Annotated in this window: 13 protein-coding genes; 9 read left to right on the forward strand and 4 right to left on the reverse strand. The window is 63.6% G+C overall.

Annotated features, from left to right (window positions below; translation table 11 throughout):
* Positions 1–2 precede the first annotated feature (2 nt).
* The 8 genes from NCG91_RS20585 (at position 3) to NCG91_RS20620 (ending at position 6,711) form a co-directional block, all read left to right on the forward strand.
* Entirely contained in the window at positions 3–647 is a 645-nt protein-coding gene (locus NCG91_RS20585) for a histidine phosphatase family protein (RefSeq protein ID WP_099665513.1), read from the forward strand.
* 105 nt (positions 648–752) lie between these two features.
* Positions 753–1,805: a tRNA dihydrouridine synthase DusB gene (gene dusB, locus NCG91_RS20590; protein ID WP_251351002.1), complete on the forward strand. Its 1,053-nt coding sequence runs from the start codon at positions 753–755 to the stop codon at positions 1,803–1,805.
* Between the two features lie 170 nt (positions 1,806–1,975).
* Positions 1,976–2,209, forward strand: coding sequence for a helix-turn-helix domain-containing protein (locus tag NCG91_RS20595; RefSeq protein ID WP_008445162.1), 234 nt, complete (start codon positions 1,976–1,978; stop codon positions 2,207–2,209).
* Positions 2,210–2,311: 102 nt separating this feature from the next.
* A complete protein-coding gene (gene purH / locus NCG91_RS20600; protein WP_077399554.1) occupies positions 2,312–3,898 on the forward strand; it encodes a bifunctional phosphoribosylaminoimidazolecarboxamide formyltransferase/IMP cyclohydrolase in 1,587 nt (528 codons plus the stop codon).
* A gap of 99 nt (positions 3,899–3,997) precedes the next feature.
* Entirely contained in the window at positions 3,998–4,537 is a 540-nt protein-coding gene (gene ruvC, locus NCG91_RS20605; protein ID WP_251351003.1) for a crossover junction endodeoxyribonuclease RuvC, read from the forward strand.
* A 42-nt stretch (positions 4,538–4,579) separates the two neighbouring features.
* The gene (gene ruvA / locus NCG91_RS20610; RefSeq protein WP_034784779.1) at positions 4,580–5,158 is read left to right on the forward strand and encodes a Holliday junction branch migration protein RuvA; all 579 of its coding nucleotides are present in this window, start codon (positions 4,580–4,582) and stop codon (positions 5,156–5,158) included.
* Positions 5,159–5,164: 6 nt separating this feature from the next.
* Complete coding sequence (ruvB, locus tag NCG91_RS20615; protein ID WP_251351004.1) at positions 5,165–6,220, forward strand: Holliday junction branch migration DNA helicase RuvB; 1,056 nt, start codon at positions 5,165–5,167, stop codon at positions 6,218–6,220.
* A gap of 32 nt (positions 6,221–6,252) precedes the next feature.
* Positions 6,253–6,711, forward strand: a complete 459-nt coding sequence (locus NCG91_RS20620) for a YaiI/YqxD family protein (protein ID WP_099668247.1) — start codon at positions 6,253–6,255, stop codon at positions 6,709–6,711.
* Positions 6,712–6,766: 55 nt separating this feature from the next.
* Here NCG91_RS20620 and NCG91_RS20625 read toward each other — a convergent pair whose 3' ends face one another.
* The 4 genes from NCG91_RS20625 to NCG91_RS20640 form a co-directional block, all read right to left on the reverse strand.
* Positions 6,767–7,906, reverse strand: coding sequence for an OmpA family protein (locus NCG91_RS20625; RefSeq protein WP_251351005.1), 1,140 nt, complete (start codon positions 7,904–7,906; stop codon positions 6,767–6,769).
* A 13-nt stretch (positions 7,907–7,919) separates the two neighbouring features.
* Positions 7,920–9,437, reverse strand: a complete 1,518-nt coding sequence (locus NCG91_RS20630; protein WP_251351006.1) for an ice-binding family protein — start codon at positions 9,435–9,437, stop codon at positions 7,920–7,922.
* 275 nt (positions 9,438–9,712) lie between these two features.
* Entirely contained in the window at positions 9,713–10,180 is a 468-nt protein-coding gene (locus NCG91_RS20635; protein ID WP_099665508.1) for a DUF2147 domain-containing protein, read from the reverse strand.
* Between the two features lie 114 nt (positions 10,181–10,294).
* A complete protein-coding gene (locus NCG91_RS20640; protein ID WP_251351007.1) occupies positions 10,295–13,102 on the reverse strand; it encodes a valine--tRNA ligase in 2,808 nt (935 codons plus the stop codon).
* Between the two features lie 170 nt (positions 13,103–13,272).
* Here NCG91_RS20640 and NCG91_RS20645 point away from each other — a divergent pair, with 170 nt between their 5' ends.
* Complete coding sequence (locus NCG91_RS20645; protein WP_251351008.1) at positions 13,273–17,088, forward strand: ankyrin repeat domain-containing protein; 3,816 nt, start codon at positions 13,273–13,275, stop codon at positions 17,086–17,088.
* The last annotated feature ends 34 nt before the right edge of the window (positions 17,089–17,122 follow it).

The raw sequence follows: 17,122 nt of genomic DNA on the forward strand, positions 1-17,122 counted from the left end.
GCATGAGCACCACGATTTTACTGATACGCCATGGCGAAACGGCCTGGAATGCGGGCCGCCGCCTGCAGGGCCATATCGACATCGCCCTGAACGAGGCGGGCCTGGCGCAAGCGGGGGCGCTGGGGCAGGCGCTGGCGGACGAACCGCTGGCCGCCATCATCGCCAGCGACTTGCAACGCGCGCAGCAGACGGCGCAAGCCGTTGCCGACGTGAAAGATTTACCCGTGCAAACGGATTCCTTGCTGCGCGAGCGCTGCTACGGCGCCTTCGAAGGCTTGCTGTATGCGGACATCGCCGCGCGCTATCCGCACGAGTATGCACAGTGGCAATCGCGCCAGATCGACGCCGTGATGCCGTCGGGCGAGCGCCAAGCCGAAAGCTTCCGCCAGTTCTATGCGCGCGCAAATGGCGCCATCGCCCGCTGGGCCCGGCAATATGACGGCCAGACGATCGCCATCGTGGCCCACGGCGGCGTGCTCGAGTGCGCTTACCGCGAGGCGGTCGGCATGACGCTCGACAGTCCGCGCGACTTCCAGGTCAAAAATGCCAGCGTCAACCGTTTTTCTTACGCCGACGGCAAGCTGCATTTGGTGCACTGGGGAAATATCGAACACTTGAGCGCGCCCGCGATGGACGAGCTGGGCTAAGCGGTCCCTCCTCACTCTGACGCACTGAACAAAAAAATAGTGCTTATTAATTAGGCAGGGAATCGGTTAAAATAGCAGGTTCCTCCGTCCATTCCAGGTTCTTCAGTGCAAATCGGCCCTCACATTCTGCGCAACAACGTTTTCGTCGCTCCCATGGCGGGCGTGACGGATCGGCCTTTCCGCCAGTTGTGCAAGCAGTTGGGCGCCGGTTACGCCGTGTCGGAGATGGCGGCGTCGAATCCGCGCCTGTGGGCGACGGAAAAAAGCTCGCGCCGCACGGACCATGCAGGCGAAATGGAGCCAAAGGCCGTGCAGATCGCCGGCGCCGATCCGCAAGACCTGGCCGACTGCGCCAAGTTCAACGTGGACCGGGGTGCGCAGATAATCGACATCAACATGGGTTGCCCCGTCAAAAAGGTGTGCAACAGCTGGTGCGGTTCGGCCTTGCTGCAAAACGAAAGCCTGGTCGAAAAGATATTGCACGCCGTCGTCAACGCCGTCGACGTGCCCGTCACCCTGAAATTTCGCACGGGCTGGAACCGCGAAAACAAGAATGCCCTGAAAATCGCCCGCATCGCCGAGCAAGCCGGCATCCAGATGCTGACCCTGCACGGCCGCACGCGCGCCGATGGCTACAAGGGTGATGCCGAATATGAAACTATTGCCGCCGTAAAAGCATCGGTGGGCATTCCCGTGGTGGCCAACGGCGACATTACCAGTCCTGAGAAGGCCCGCTTTGTGCTGGATCAAACGGGCGCCGATGCCGTCATGATCGGCCGCGCGGCGCAGGGCCGGCCGTGGATTTGCCGCGAGATCGACCATTTTTTGCGCACCGGCACCTTGTTGCCGGCGCCTTACGTGGATGAAGTCCGCACCCTGATGGATGAGCATTTGCGCGCCCATTACGCGTTTTATGGGGAATTTCTCGGCGTGCGCACGGCGCGCAAGCACATCGGCTGGTATGTCAAGGATCTGGAAGGCGGCGAAGCGTTCCGACAGCAAATGAACTTGCTGGAGTCGACGGAAGCGCAGTTGCTGGCCGTTGATCAATTTTTTGAGTCGCAATGGAAATTTGGCGAACGGTTACAATACCGCCTCTCCGAATCCAGTGAAAGTGGCCTGATCGATGTGATCGAACCTGCGGCCACGGCAGCATGAGCAGATAGCAGCAAGCAGCATAAATCAGTGACCAGCAGTACAAGGGCGAGCGCCTATATACAGAGCGTCATGCAATATTAATTACAACACCGAGGCAAGAGGGCAGCACGCGGACCGCATGAGCGACGCGGCACCGGATAGCCAGGTGTTCAGCCGGTTGAAGCATACAAATGAGCAAAGAAAGCATTCAGGAAGTCGTACAGAAAAGTCTAGAAGATTACTTCAATGACCTGGGCGAACAGCAAGCATCGAATATCTATGACATGGTCGTGCTGACCGTGGAAAAGCCCATCCTGGAAGTCGTGATGACACGCGCCGATGGCAACCAGTCGCACGCCGCGCAGATGCTGGGCATCAACCGCAATACCCTGCGCAAGAAATTGCAGGAGCACGGTTTGCTGTAATGCCGGCATGCAAGTGACGCCAAGATTTGAATCCGCCGCCGCCTCAGCCAGACGACTGAGCGGCGCCATTCGCCAAGAACACTTAACCACCTAGCCACAGCCATGATCAAACAAGCTCTCCTCTCCGTTTCCGACAAGACCGGCGTTCTCGAATTCGCCCGCGCCCTGTCCGCCCTCGGCGTCAACCTCCTGTCCACAGGCGGTACCGCAAAATTGCTGGCAGACAACGGTGTTCCCGTCACGGAAGTTGCCGATTACACGGGTTTCCCGGAGATGCTCGATGGCCGGGTGAAGACCCTGCACCCGAAAGTGCACGGCGGTATCCTGGCGCGCCGCGATTTCCCTGAGCACATGTCGAAACTGGTCGAGCACGACATGCCGACCATCGACATGGTGGTGGTCAACCTGTACCCGTTCCAGGGCACGGTCGCCAAGGCCGATTGCACCTTGGAAGACGCGATCGAAAACATCGATATCGGCGGCCCGACCATGCTGCGTTCGGCGGCCAAGAACCACAAGGACGTGGTCGTCATCTGCGACCCGAGCGACTACGACGCCGTGCTGGCGGAAATGCGCTCGGCCGACGGCAAGGCCGGCGACGTGAGCTATGACACCAAATTCATGCTGGCGAAAAAAGTCTTTGCGCACACGGCGCAATACGATGGCGCCATCACCAACTACCTGACCAGCCTGGGCCCGACGAAAGTGCACGCCGAGCGCGGCGCCTACCCGCAAATCCTCAACGTTGCATTTGAGAAAGTGCAAGACATGCGCTACGGTGAAAACCCGCACCAGAGCGCCGCCTTCTACCGCGACCTGGTCACCACCGATGGCGCCTTGGCCAACTACCGCCAGCTGCAAGGCAAGGAATTGTCGTACAACAACATCGCCGATGCGGATGCGGCCTGGGAATGCGTGAAGAGCATGGGCGGCTTCGAGCAAAGCGCCGCTTGCGTCATCGTCAAGCATGCGAACCCATGCGGCGTAGCGCTGGGCAAGAATGCGGCGGAAGCGTATGCGCGCGCCCTGCAGACGGACCCGACCTCGGCATTCGGCGGCATCATCGCGTTTAATACCGAACTCGACGGCGCCACCGCCGGCGAAATCGCCAAGCTGTTCGTCGAAGTGCTGATCGCTCCATCGTTCTCCGCCGAAGCGAAACAGATTCTGTCGAGCAAGCAAAACGTGCGCATGCTGGAAATCCCGCTGGGCGGCGGCGTGCACGCCATGGACTTCAAGCGCGTCGGTGGCGGCTTGCTGGTGCAATCGCCGGACGCGAAAAACGTCGGTATCGGCGACTTGCGCGTGGTCAGCAAGCTGCAGCCAACGCCGCAGCAACTGGCCGACCTGATGTTCGCCTGGAAAGTGGCGAAATTCGTCAAGTCGAACGCCATCGTCTTCTGCGGCAATAACATGACCCTGGGCGTGGGCGCAGGCCAGATGAGCCGTATCGACTCGGCCCGCATCGCTTCCATCAAGGCGCAAAACGCCGGCCTGAGCCTGACCGGCTCCGTGGTGGCGTCGGACGCCTTCTTCCCGTTCCGCGACGGCCTCGACGTCGTCGTCGACGCCGGCGCGACCTGCGTCATCCACCCGGGCGGCTCCATGCGCGACCAGGAAGTGATCGATGCGGCGGACGAGCGCGGCGTTGTCATGTTGTATACCGGAACCCGTCACTTCCGTCATTGATCTGGAACAGGCCGGGATTCAATACCCCGGCTGGCAGTAACTCAGCGGCAGGCACCGGTTATTCACCGGTGCCTGCCGTATTCATTATAGAATCTGGCGATGATTATTCTTGGCATCGATCCTGGCCTGCGCACGACCGGCTTTGGGGTCATTGAAAAACACGGCAACAAGCTGCGCTATATCGCGTCGGGTACCGTCAAGACGGGTTCCGAAGGGGAATTGCCGCCGCGCCTGAAGGTCATCTTGCAAGGCGTGGGCGAAATCGTCGGCACCTACCAGCCCGATTGCGCGGCCATCGAAAAAGTGTTTGTCAACGTCAATCCCCAATCGACCCTGCTGCTGGGTCAGGCGCGTGGCGCGGCCATCTGCGCGCTGGTCAACGCCGACCTGTCGGTGGCCGAATACACGGCGCTGCAAGTGAAGCAGGCCGTCACGGGCCACGGCAAGGCGGCCAAGGAACAGGTGCAGGAAATGGTGTCGCGCCTGCTGTCCTTGCCCGGCTTGCCCGGCACGGATGCGGCCGATGCCCTGGGCGTGGCCATTTGCCATGCCAACAGCATCGATGCGCTGGCCATGATAGGCGCGCTGGCGCCCCAGCTGCAGGGGCTGCGCATGAAGCGCGGCCGTTTAGTGGGATAGCTGCATGGCCCTCATATATATACACAACATTAGGAACACGCGATGATAGGCCGTCTCTCCGGTATTTTGCTTGAAAAGAATCCGCCACAATTGCTGGTCGATTGCCAGGGCGTCGGCTATGAAGTCGACGTGCCGATGAGCACTTTTTATAACTTGCCCCACGTGGGCGAAAAAGTCGTGCTGTTCACGCACCAGGCCATCCGCGAAGATGCGCATTTGCTGTTTGGTTTCGGCAATGCGGCCGAGCGTGCCGTATTCCGCCAGCTGATCAAGATCACGGGTGTGGGCGCGCGCATGGCCCTGTCGATTTTGTCCGGCATGACGATCGCCGACCTGGCGCAGGCGATTACCCTGCAGGATTCCGGCCGCCTCGTGAAAGTGCCGGGCATCGGCAAAAAGACGGCCGAACGTTTATTACTGGAATTGAAGGGCAAGATCGGTGCCGATCTTGGCCCGCTGGGCGCGCACGCGGCGCCCGATGCGCAGTCGGATATCCTCAACGCGCTGGTCGCGCTCGGCTATTCGGACAAGGAAGCGCTGGCGGCCGTGAAAAACGTGCCGGCAGGCAGCGGCGTGTCCGACGGCATCAAACTGGCGCTGAAAGCGCTGTCGAAAGGCTGATAGGGCATGAGCATCCAGACCGACAGCTTCACGGAACAGCGCATCATCGACGCGGCGCCCATTTCGCACAACGAAGAGGCCATCGAACGGGCCTTGCGCCCGAAGCAACTCGATGAATACGTAGGGCAGGAAAAGATCCGCGACCAACTGGAAATTTTTATTACGGCCGCGCGCCAGCGCAAGGAAGCGCTCGACCACACTTTATTGTTCGGCCCGCCGGGCCTGGGCAAGACGACCCTGGCGCACATCATCGCGCGCGAAATGGGCGTCAACCTGCGCCAGACCTCCGGCCCCGTGCTGGAGCGTCCGGGCGACCTGGCGGCGATCCTGACGAACCTGGAAGCGAACGATGTCCTGTTCATCGATGAAATCCACCGCCTGTCGCCCGTCGTGGAAGAGATTTTGTATCCGGCGCTTGAGGATTATCAAATCGATATCATGATCGGCGAAGGCCCGGCCGCCCGTTCCGTAAAACTCGATTTGCAGCCGTTTACATTAGTGGGCGCCACCACGCGCGCCGGCATGCTGACCAATCCGCTGCGCGACCGCTTCGGCATCGTGGCGCGCCTGGAGTTCTACAACACGGGAGAATTGACGAAGATCGTCACGCGCAGCGCCGCCTTGCTGAAGGCGCCCATCGATCCGGAAGGCGCGCATGAAATCGCCCAGCGCGCGCGCGGCACGCCCCGCATCGCCAACCGCCTGCTGCGCCGCGTGCGCGATTTTGCGGAAGTCAAAAGCAATGGCGAGATCACCAAGGTGGTGGCCGACCACGCGCTGGCCATGCTCGACGTCGATTCCGCCGGCTTTGATGTGATGGACCGCAAGCTGCTCGAAGCCGTGCTGTTCAAGTTCGGCGGCGGCCCCGTCGGCATCGGCAACCTGGCGGCGGCCATCGGCGAAGCGGCCGATACTATCGAAGACGTGCTGGAACCGTACCTGATACAGCAAGGTTTCCTGCAGCGCACGCCCCGTGGGCGTGTCGCCACGCCGGCCGCGTACCTGCACTTCGGCGTCAGCGCCCCGCGCATGGGTCCCGGCGGCGAAGCGTGGGAACTGTGATGGCGGAAGGCAGCCAACAGACCGCGCCGGGCATGCAGATCTGGATCGACGCCGATGCCTGTCCCGTCGTCATCAAGGAAATTTTGTACAGAGTCGCCGACCGCCTGGAGTTGCCGCTCACCCTGGTGGCCAACCAGGGCTTGCGCGTGCCGCCCTCGCGTTTCATCCGTACCGTGCAAGTGCCGTCCGGCGCCGACGTGGCGGACCAGGAAATCGTGCGCCTGCTCAATCCGGGCGACCTCGTCATCACGGGCGATATCCCGCTGGCCGCCGACGTGCTGACCAAGGGCGGTTTTGCGCTGAACCCCCGTGGCGAGTTTTACACGAAGGACAATATCGCCCAGCAACTGACGATGCGCGCCTTCATGGAAGAATTGCGCAGCGGCGGCGTCGACACGGGCGGCCCGGCCGCCTTCAGCCAGTCGGATCGGCAACAGTTCGCCAACAGCCTGGACCGGCATCTGAGCAAGCATCACCGCAAGCCGGCGTAAAGCGGCAGGCGAAAAAAAACCGGCGCAAGCCGGTTTTTTTACATGTGCGTGAAACTTAGCGTGAAACTTTTCGCGTGCCCACCACTTCCACCGTCACGCGGCGGTTCTTGGCGCGCCCGGCGGCGCTCGTGTTGTCGGCCACGGGCTGCGTTTCTCCCTTGCCTTCCGTGTAGACGCGGTTCGTTTCCACGCCTTGCGCCACCAGGTAAGCCTTGACGGCTTCGGCGCGGCGTTGCGACAGTTTCTGGTTGTAGGCATCCGGACCGACGGCATCCGTATGGCCGACCGTGACGATGACTTCCAGATCCATGCCATTCAACTGGCCCAGCAACTGGTCCAACGCCGCCTTGCCTTGCGGCTTGAGCGTCGATTGATCGAAATCAAACAGCGCTTCGGAAGCAAACGACACTTTTTCCGCTACTGGTGTTGGCGCCGGCGCGGCCACGATGACAGGTGCCGGCATGGCGACGACAGGGGCGACGTCGGGCGCTGGCTGGTAGGCGGGCGTGGCGCTGGCCGGGCGGCCCAGTTTATACACGAGGCTGACGGAATACAGGTCCGCATCGCCGCGGTTGCCCACGGCGTCGTTCAAGCGATAGCGCTCGACTTCGCCGCGCAGGGCCAGCGCTTCGCTGAACTTGTATTCCAGGCCCAGGCCCAGCTTGGCATTGAGCTTGCGCTCGCTGGCATGCGTATTGGTCGAACCCAGCAGGCGGTTGCCGCTGAACTCCGTATTCGTCTTGGTGTAGTGCATGCCGACCCGGCCCAGCAGGGATAGGCGCTGCGACAGCGGCAGCTGGCCCAGCAAGTCCAGGTTCACGCCGCGAAAGCCCGCTTGCCCGTTCAGCACGCCGTTGCCGCTGGTGGTCGACTGGAAATCGAACTTGCCCAGGTCAAAGTAGCCCGCTTCCACGGCGACATACTGGTTCAGTTGTCGGCCGACAAACAGTTTATAGCCCGTGTCGCGCTGGTCCTTGGCAAAACCGGTGACGGTCTCGCCATTGGCGGCCAGGCTGGCGCGCAGGCGCGGTTCGTCGATGGTGGCGCGCGACTGGCCCACGCCCGCGCCGAGGTACCAGGCGCTGTTGGCCCAGTCCGGGTTGATGAAAGTGTTGTCCTGCGCCTGCGCCGCTTGCGCCGCCAGCAAGGCGCCGGCCATCACGCTCAGGGCGCCCAGTGTGTGTGCGATAGTCATGGTCATGTCCCGGTTATTTGGTGATCTGGTTGTTGCGCAGGGTAACGGCGGCAGCCGTCAGCACGCGGCCGTTGAGCAGGGTCGTGTTGTCGCCCACCGTGATGGCGGCCGACTGGCCCAGGATATTGCCCTTGAAGACGCTGTTCGCGGCCAGGGTGGTGGGGCCGACGGGCAGCCAGCTGACGTTGTCGGCCGTGGCGCCATTGTTCAGGGCAACCACTGAATTGACGGTCGAATTCAAGGTCAGCGCCGTGCGGAAGATGTACACGCCGGGGCCGTTCAGGGTCAAGGTACCCGTAATGCTGATGGCGCCCGCATAGCAATACACGCCGGGGCCGAAGGTCTGGCCGCCCAGGTCGATGCCGCCGGCAAAGCTGACGTCGCAAGTGCGGCTGTTGCCGTCCGTGATCGCCGCTTGCAAATCCGTCATGGCGCCGGCCAGGATGGCACCCGATTTGTAGTTGGTAAAACCGGCCGCCTGGGTCGGGTCGACCGTTTGCGACGGCGCGCCGACGTCGCCCGTGATCAGGGTGGTGCCGCCCGAATTGTTGGTGATCGAAGTGCCGGCCAGCACGCCGAATGGCGCCGCGCGGCCCAGGATGATCGGGTTCAGGACGGGCGGGATGGCGACGGCGGTGACGGTCAGCAGCGCGCTGCCCGACTGGCCGCCGGCCGTGGCCGTGATATTGCTGGTGCCGATGGCGATGCCCGTGGCGACGCCCGTGTTCAATACCGTGGCATTGGCGACCGTAGCCGACGTCCAGACGGCGCTATTGGTGATGATGGCGTTCGAGCTGTCCGAATACGTTGCCGTGGCAACGAATTGCTGCGTGGCGCCGACAGCGATGCTGGCGGTGGCCGGCGTGACGGCGATGCTGACGATGGTGGCGGCAGGCACGGTGACGGTGGTGCTGGCCGTCTTGCCGTTGAAGCTGGCATTCATGACGCTGCTACCAAAGGCAACGCCGGTGACGAGGCCATTGCTGGCGACGCTGGCGAAAGCGGGCGTGGCGGCAACGAAGCTGCTGCCGGCCGTGACGTCGGCGGTGCTGCCATCCGAATACGTGGCAAGGACGGCCAGCTGGCGCGTCGCGGCGACGGGGATGATGGGGTTTTGCGGCGTGACTGCAATAGCCAGCAAGGTCGCTGGCGTGACGGTCAGCATGCTGCTGGCGCTCTTGCCGCCAAATGCGGCAGCGATAGCCGAGGTGCCGGCAGCAATGCCGGTGCTCAAGCCAGTGGCGCCATTGACTGTCGCGCTGGCCGGCGTGGCCGACGTCCAGGCCGCCTTGGCGCTGACGTCTTGCGCCGAGCCGTCGCTGTACGTGGCGATGGCCGTGAATTGCTGGTCCGCGCCGATGGCGATGGTGGCCGTGGCGGGCGTGACTGCCAGGCTGGACAGGGTGGCGCCCGGCAAGCCGAGGATGGGATCGCGCCCCTGGTCACCGCCGCCGCAGCCGGCGAGGGCGGTCATGGCCAACAAACCTGCCGAGACGAGCAGCGGGGTCAGATATCGCTTGAAGAGATTCATATAGTTCCTTTGTGCATGGCAGTCTTTGCCGGGCATCCGCGGATGGGGTCATCCGGCAGAGCCATGCCGCCTTTCGCTACAGGGCGATGGCGTCACAGGCATGCACTATTTCATTTAGGAAACTTCAAGTATGTTCGGTGGCGCGCATAGCTTGCCCGCACGTGGAAATACGCGGGAATGCGAGCAATTCGGCCTGGAAAACAACAGGTTTGCCGCAGGAAGGACGAAAAAAAGCCGGCGCAGGGCCGGCTTCATCAGGGCAGGGCGGGCGTTGATTACTCTTCGCGCACCCACGTTTGCGAGCGGCCAAACATCGGCACGCCGACATAGCCGCGCACTTGCAGCTTGGTGCCGCCTTCGATCAGCTCGGCCTTGCTCTTGTAGACCTTGCCGCTGGCCGGGTCCGTGATTTCGCCGCCCGTCCATTCCTTGCCGTCATATTTCAGGCCGGACAGGATCACCAGGCCGATGATGGGCTGGTCCTTGTTGGCGCCCGTGCACTTGTCGCACTTGGGATTTTGCTCTTCATTCGGGCCGCGGAACAGCTTTTCGATCTTGCCTTGCAAGACGCCGTTGCTTTCCGTGATGACGACGAGGGATTTCGGCTTGCCGCTGGCGTCGTCGATGGTTTTCCAGGTGCCGACGGGGGTGTAGTTGCCGTCGCGCGCGGCGGCGCTGCCGGCGATGGCCAGGGCGGCCATCATGATGCTTGCTGTGACGCTTGCTTTGAAAATTTTATGCATTGCTAGTCTCCAATGGTTTTTTTGATCGGGTCACGAACAGTGTATATACCAAGGCAAGACCAGCCATCCTGCGCGGCGTCACGGATGACGCCGCGCAATCTTTCCAAACTTGCCTTATGCGCTGGCTAGTTTAGCAAACTGTTCGCGCAGTTTTTCAATTGTCGCCGAAAAACTGAGCAAACGCTCGTTTTCTTGTGCAACGATGGCGGCAGGGGCGCGCGCGACGAAACTTTCATTGCCCAACTTGCTGTTGACCTTGGCAATTTCCGCTTCGATGCGGGCGATTTCCTTGCCCAGGCGCTCGCGTTCGGCGGCCACGTCGATTTCCACTTTCAGCATCAGCTTGGTGGTGCCGACGATGGCGACGGCCGCAGGCGAGTCCGGCAATGCATCGACAATCTGCACTTCGGCCAGCTTGCCCAGCGACTGGATGTACGGTGCGTACGACGCCAGCGCTTCTTTCTCGCTGGCATTGCCTGCCTCGACGATCAGCGGCACGCGCACGGACGGCGAGATTTGCATTTCGCCGCGCAGGTTGCGCGTCGCGTCCGTCAAGGCTTTCAGCTGCTGCATCCACGCTTCGGCCGACTCGTCGATCTTGTCGGTGTTGGCGATCGGATACGGCTGCATCATGATCGAATCGCCCTCTGGCTTGAGCGTCTTGCCGGCCAGTGGCGCCACTGTCTGCCACAGGGCTTCCGTGACGAAGGGGATGATCGGATGGGCCAGGCGCAGCACCACTTCCAGCACGCGCAGCAGGGTGTGGCGGGTGGCGCGCTGCTGGCCTTCCGTACCTTGCTGTACTTGCACCTTGGCTACTTCCAGGTACCAGTCGCAATACTCGTCCCACACGAATTTGTAGATCGATGCGGCGATATTGTCGAAACGGAAGTCTTCGAAGCCCTTGGCCACGTCCAGTTCCGCTTTTTGCAGCAGGGAAATAATCCACTTGTCCGCTTGCGACAGATCAACGTCGTTCGCCGTGCAATCCTTGCCTTCCGTGTTCATCATGACGAAACGGGTGGCGTTCCACATCTTGTTGCAGAAGTTGCGGTAGCCTTCGCAGCGGCCCAGGTCGAAATTGATGTTGCGGCCCAGCGATGCATAGCTGGCCATGGTGAAGCGCACGGCGTCCGTGCCGTAGGCCGAAATGCCTTCCGGGAATTCCTTGCGCGTGGCCTTGGTGATCTTTTCCGCGTCGCGCGGGTTCATCAGGCCCGTGGTGCGCTTGACGATCAAGCCTTCCAGGTCGATGCCGTCGATCAAGTCGATCGGGTCCAGCGTGTTGCCCTTCGACTTGGACATCTTTTGCCCCGTCGAATCGCGCACGAGGCCGTGCACGTAGACGGTTTCAAACGGCACTTTGCCCGTGAAGTGCGCCGTCATCATGACCATGCGCGCGACCCAGAAGAAGATGATGTCGAAACCCGTCACCAGCACGGACGACGGCAGGAAGGCCTTCATGTCCGGGGTTTCTTCAGGCCAACCCATGGTCGAGAACGGCACCAGGGCCGACGAGAACCACGTGTCGAGCACGTCGTCGTCGCGTTTCAGCGGGCCCGTGCTGCCGGCGGCCAGCGCCTTGGCTTCCGCTTCGGCTTGCGTTTTCGCAACAAAGATATTGCCGGCGTCGTCGTACCACGCCGGGATTTGATGGCCCCACCACAGCTGGCGCGAGATGCACCAGTCCTGGATGTTGTTGAGCCACTGGTTGTAGGTGGTGCTCCAGTTTTCCGGCACGAACTTGATTTCGCCATTGGCGACCTTGTCCAGCGCCGTTTCCGCGATCGACTTGCCTGGGAAGAAAGTACCTTCCGGGGCCGGCTTGCTCATGGCGACAAACCACTGGTCCGTCAGCATCGGCTCGATGACGACGCCCGTGCGGTCGCCGCGCGGCACCATCAGCTTGTGGGGCTTGACCTGTTCCAGCAAGCCTTGCGCATCGAGGTCGGCGACGATCTGCTTGCGCGCGGCGAAGCGGTCCATGCCGCGGTAGGCCTCGGGCGCATCGTCCGTGATCTTCGCGTCCAGGGTCAGGATGACGATTTGCGCCAGCTTGTGGCGTTGGCCCACGGCGTAATCGTTCATGTCGTGCGCAGGCGTAATCTTCACGCAGCCCGTGCCGAATTCCTTGTCGACGTATTCGTCGGCGATGATGGGGATTTCGCGGTCCGTCAGCGGCAGTTTCAGCATCTTGCCCACCAGCGCCGTGTAGCGCTCGTCCGTCGGATCGACGGCCACGGCCACGTCGCCCAGCATGGTTTCAGGACGGGTGGTGGCCACCGTCAGGAAACCGCTGCCGTCGGCCAGCGGGTACTTGATGTACCACATGGAGCCGTCTTCTTCCTCGGACACCACTTCCAGGTCCGAGACAGCCGTGCCCAGCACGGGGTCCCAGTTGACGAGGCGCTTGCCGCGGTAAATCAAGCCTTGTTCGAACAGGCGCACGAAGACGTCGGTGACGACTTTCGAGCGCGGTTCATCCATCGTGAAGTATTCGCGCTGCCAGTCGGCCGACGCGCCCAGGCGGCGCATCTGGCCGGTGATGATGGAACCGGATTTTTCTTTCCATTCCCACACTTTTTCCACGAATTTCTCGCGGCCCAGGTCATGGCGCGAAATCTTTTGCGCGTCCAGCTGGCGTTGCACGACGATTTGCGTGGCGATGCCCGCGTGGTCGGTGCCGGGAATCCAGGCCGTGTTGTGGCCCAGCATGCGGTGGTAGCGGGTCAGGCCATCCATGATGGTCTGGTTGAACGCATGGCCCATGTGCAGGGTGCCGGTGACGTTCGGCGGCGGCAACTGGATGCTGAAGGAAGGTTTTCCGGCATCGAGGGTGGCGGTGAAGTAACCGCGCTGTTCCCACTCGGTGCGCCAGAATTGTTCAATGTCGGCGGGCTCGAAAGACTTGGCTAATTCCATGATTTGGCGTGTGATTGGCAAAAGGAACCATTATAAGGGGTGCATAAAGCATGCGCAGCAAATAGCGGCCTTGGATGACCCGAAAAGCCGCGCACGATTGAGCAATATTGCTTCATTGTATTTTTTCTAAGCTATCATCTTTGCAATATTATTTGAAAGTCCAGAAGATCATGAAGAGATTGTGGCAATTGGCCGTGCTCGGCGCCGGATTGGCTGCCGGGGAAGCATGCGCCGGCGTACCTGAGGGAATGGCGGCTTTCCAGCGCGGGCGTTGCATCGATGCCGTGGCGCAATTGGGGGGACCGGCACAGGGCGGCAATATCAAGGCGCAAAAGGTTCTCGGCGATATCTACCTGGGTGAGGAGCGATGTGCGGACGTGGCGCGCAGCGATGCTGAAGCCGGGCGCTGGTATCTGCTGGCGGCCAAGGGCGGCGATCGCGTTGCGCAGGAGGCACTGGTTTCCCTGTATACGAGCCGGTCGGGCAGCCTGCGCAATCCGGCGCGCGCGCTGCCCTGGCTGCGCAGTCTGGCGTCGCAGGGCGCCGGCGAACCGATGGCGCAACTGGCGCAAATGTATGAACGGGGCGAAGGCGTGCCGGCCGACAAGGTGGTGTCGTATGCGCTCAGACTGCTGGCGCTGCAAGACAAGAAATGGAAGGGCGCGGCCGAGCTGGAGACGTATCTGCCGGCGCGCCGCCGCGCGATGTCGCCGGACCAGGTCGACGAGGCCGTGCGCCTGGCCGGCCGCTGGAAGCGCGGCGCGTCCCTGCCGGCGACGTCGCAGACGGGACGGCGCTCGCCGCAGGACTGGTACCGCCGCGCCGCCGAGGGCGGCGACATGGACGCCGCCTACCAGCTGGGCATGCTGTGCTGCAACGGGGCAGACGGCCTGGATGAAAAGGAGGCCGCCCGCTGGCTGCGCAAGGCGGCCGAAAGCGGCAACGCCAAGGCCCAGCTGCAGCTGGCCACGGTGTACGGCCTGGATCGGGGCGTGCCGCAGGACTATGTGCTTGCTTCCATGCTGAGCCAGCTGGCGGCGGCGGGCGGGGAAGCGGGGGCCGCCGCCGCCGTGGCCGGCTGGGCAAAGGCGATGAACGCGGCGCAAAACGCCGAGGCGGACCAGCTGGCGCGGGCGTGGAAGGTGGGCATGCCGCTGCCGCAGCTTACCGTGCACGGCATGGAACGGGTGATCCATTATGTGCGCGAGGCGCGCGACAAGCTGCCGCCGACGCCCGAGGTGCGAGCGCTGTTCGACGCCGCCAGCGAGGGCGATGAAGCCGCTTTCGGCAAGCTGCTGGCCGGCGTCGCCTCGCCGGGTGCCTACCGGAGCGGCGAGAATACCTTGCTGCATGTCTTGATCTTGCCCGCGTACAGCCTGGTCGAAGCGGAACAGGCGTGGCAGAAGGCGCAACCGCGTCTGGACGATGAGTTGCTGCAACAGATGCAGCGGCGGGCGCACCGCGAGGCGCAACGCGAGCGGCACGCCGCGCTGCTGCCGGCCAGGTTGCGCATGATGACGCTGCTGTTGCAGCGCGGCGTGCCGGTCGACGAAGGCACCGGGGGCAGGAGCGTCGCGCCCCTGCATCTGGCGGCCATGTATGGCAATGCCGCGATGGTGCGCCTGTTGCTGGTCCATGGCGCCGACGTCCGGCACTATGGCGCCGGAAACGACACGCTGGCGCCGCTGGAATACGCACTGCAGCAGGAAGCTGCGGACACTCTGCCGGAATTGCTCGACGCGGATGAGCGTACGGCGAACATGATCGCCTTGCTGGACGCGGGTTCCGGCCTGCCGTATCTGGTGGGCGACCAGCGCATGGCAGAGCTGCGCCAGGCACAGAAGACGAAAGACGGCGCGGCGCGGCCGGCCGAACGGCCGCAGGCCGATGACGTGCTGTGGAGCCGCTTGCTGGGCCTGACGCGCGGCACCGAAGTGCTCGATAAAATGCTGGCCACCGGCACCACGCCCGAGATCGACGACAAGGGCAAGTCGCTGTACGCCTACGCCGCCGAAGCGGGCAACGCCGGCGCGCTGGACTGGCTCAAGCAGCGCGTGCCCCGGCATGATGCAAAAGGCAATGACCGCTGGCTCGATGCCGCGATGCGCGCCATGTACCAGCACCAACCGGCGTCCGAGGACGTGCTGCGCCAGTTGGTGATGCCCGGCATGCCGTGGGTGCAAGTCGGCCCCGCAGCCGAAGGGTTGCACATGAGAAAACTGACGACGCTCGATACGCTGCACCTGGAAACGGAGACGCTGCTGTGGCATGCCGTGCGCAGCCAGCGGCCCGACTGGGTCGCCCGCCTGGCCGCGATGGGCGCGCCCGTCGTCAGCGACGGCTATCGTCCCCCCTTGCTCGCGGCCGTCGAAAATGGCGATGCGGCAATGGTCAAGCTGCTGCTGGACCTGGGCGCCGATCCGCTGGGCGGGGAATTCCCCGTCTTGAGGACGGCGCTGAAACTGAAGCCGACGCCGGAAAGCAATTCGGTGCTGACCTTGTTGCTGGCCGCTGTCGCGGCGCGCCAGCCGCCAGCAGACCTCAAGTGGTCGCCGCTGGACGAGGCGCTGCGTTCCGTGCGTGATGCGGCCGGCGTCGAACGGGTACGCCTGATGCTGGCGGCAGGCTTGCCGGCCAGCCAGTTGAGCAATAACGCCGCCATGCTCGCCGTGGCCTCGCCGCAGCGCGCACTGGCGCCACTGTTGCTGGAGCACGGCATGTTGCGGCGCGCCGACGGCGTGCGGCGCGCGCCGGGCGATGCGGCGGTGCTGCGCCAGGCGCTGCGGGCGCGGCGCGGCGATCTGCTGCCGCGTCTGCTGGACCTGGGACTGGACCCGAACTGGCGCGGCGCCAATCAGAAGAGTGCGCTGGAGCAAGCCATCGTCAGTGGCGAGACCGAGGCCGTGCGCCTGTTCATCGCGCGCGGCGCGCGGATCGATGACAGCACGGGGCACGCATGGGGCGGCGCGCTGGACCTGGCTGCCGCCAGCCTCGACGCCGATATGCTGGCCCTCGTCACGCGCGGCTCGACGCTGCCGCTGGACAAGGTGTGCCTGCCGGACACGTCGAACCTGGTCAACATCGTCATGAACGCATCCGACGCGTACTGGAACTTGCTGCTCCAGCAGGGTTTTGCCGCCGCGCCGCAACAGTGCGAGCACGCCATGGCGCCGCGCCTGATCACCGCCTTTGCCGACGAGCCGGGGGGCATACTGGCCGGCTGGCTGGGCCAGCGCTTTGCCGCGCGCCTGCCGCGCCTGGCCGGCGGCCTGCGGCAACTCTCGCCGCAGGACTGGAGCGCGCTGCGCGCCGCAGGGCGCGACGACATGCTGGCCATCCTGGCGGCCGGCGGCTGGCGGGTGCCGCCGGCCGCGGTTGCGGCCGCGCCCGTACACAAGGACAAGGCTGCCGACCAGGCGCTGCAACGGCGTTTGCCGGGGCGCTATGCGCTGGGGCGCAAGACCGAGGTCGCGTCGCAGATCGTCCTGCGCGCCGACGGGCGTTTCAGCTACGGGATGGTGTATGGCGTCGATGAGCAAGCTGCGCAGGGGCGCTGGTCGGTGCTGGACGGCGAGTTGCTGCTGCAGGGCGATGGGGCATCGCCCGATGCGCCATTTGCGTTGTTGCCGCCGCGCCCGGGCGACGCCACCACCGGCCCGGCCCGCATCATCGTCGAGTATCGCGACGAGGCCGTAGCCGATATCGGCCTGGCGGCGCTGGGCGATGCGCCCGCGTTTGCCAAAGGCGTCAGCGGCAAGCAGCCGTGGCAGGTGCCGTTTGGCGGGCCGCTACGGCATCTGGTGCTGTCCCATCCGGAAGCGGGCATCGCCACGGTGGCGCTGCCGGCCCGGCAAGGTCTGTTGCGTTTTGCGCTGTATCCGCCGCGCTCGGGCATGCGCGATTTCCACGCAGTCATCGGCATCGAGGAGGGCCAGCTGGCCTGGAATCGCGATGGGCAAATGCTGTCGTACGACAAGGTGAAGTAAGCGCGGCCGTCGCCTGGGCAGGGCGACCGTCCCG

The sequence above is a fragment of the Janthinobacterium kumbetense genome (assembly GCF_023703445.1).
Classification (GTDB): Bacteria; Pseudomonadota; Gammaproteobacteria; order Burkholderiales; family Burkholderiaceae_D; genus Janthinobacterium; species Janthinobacterium kumbetense.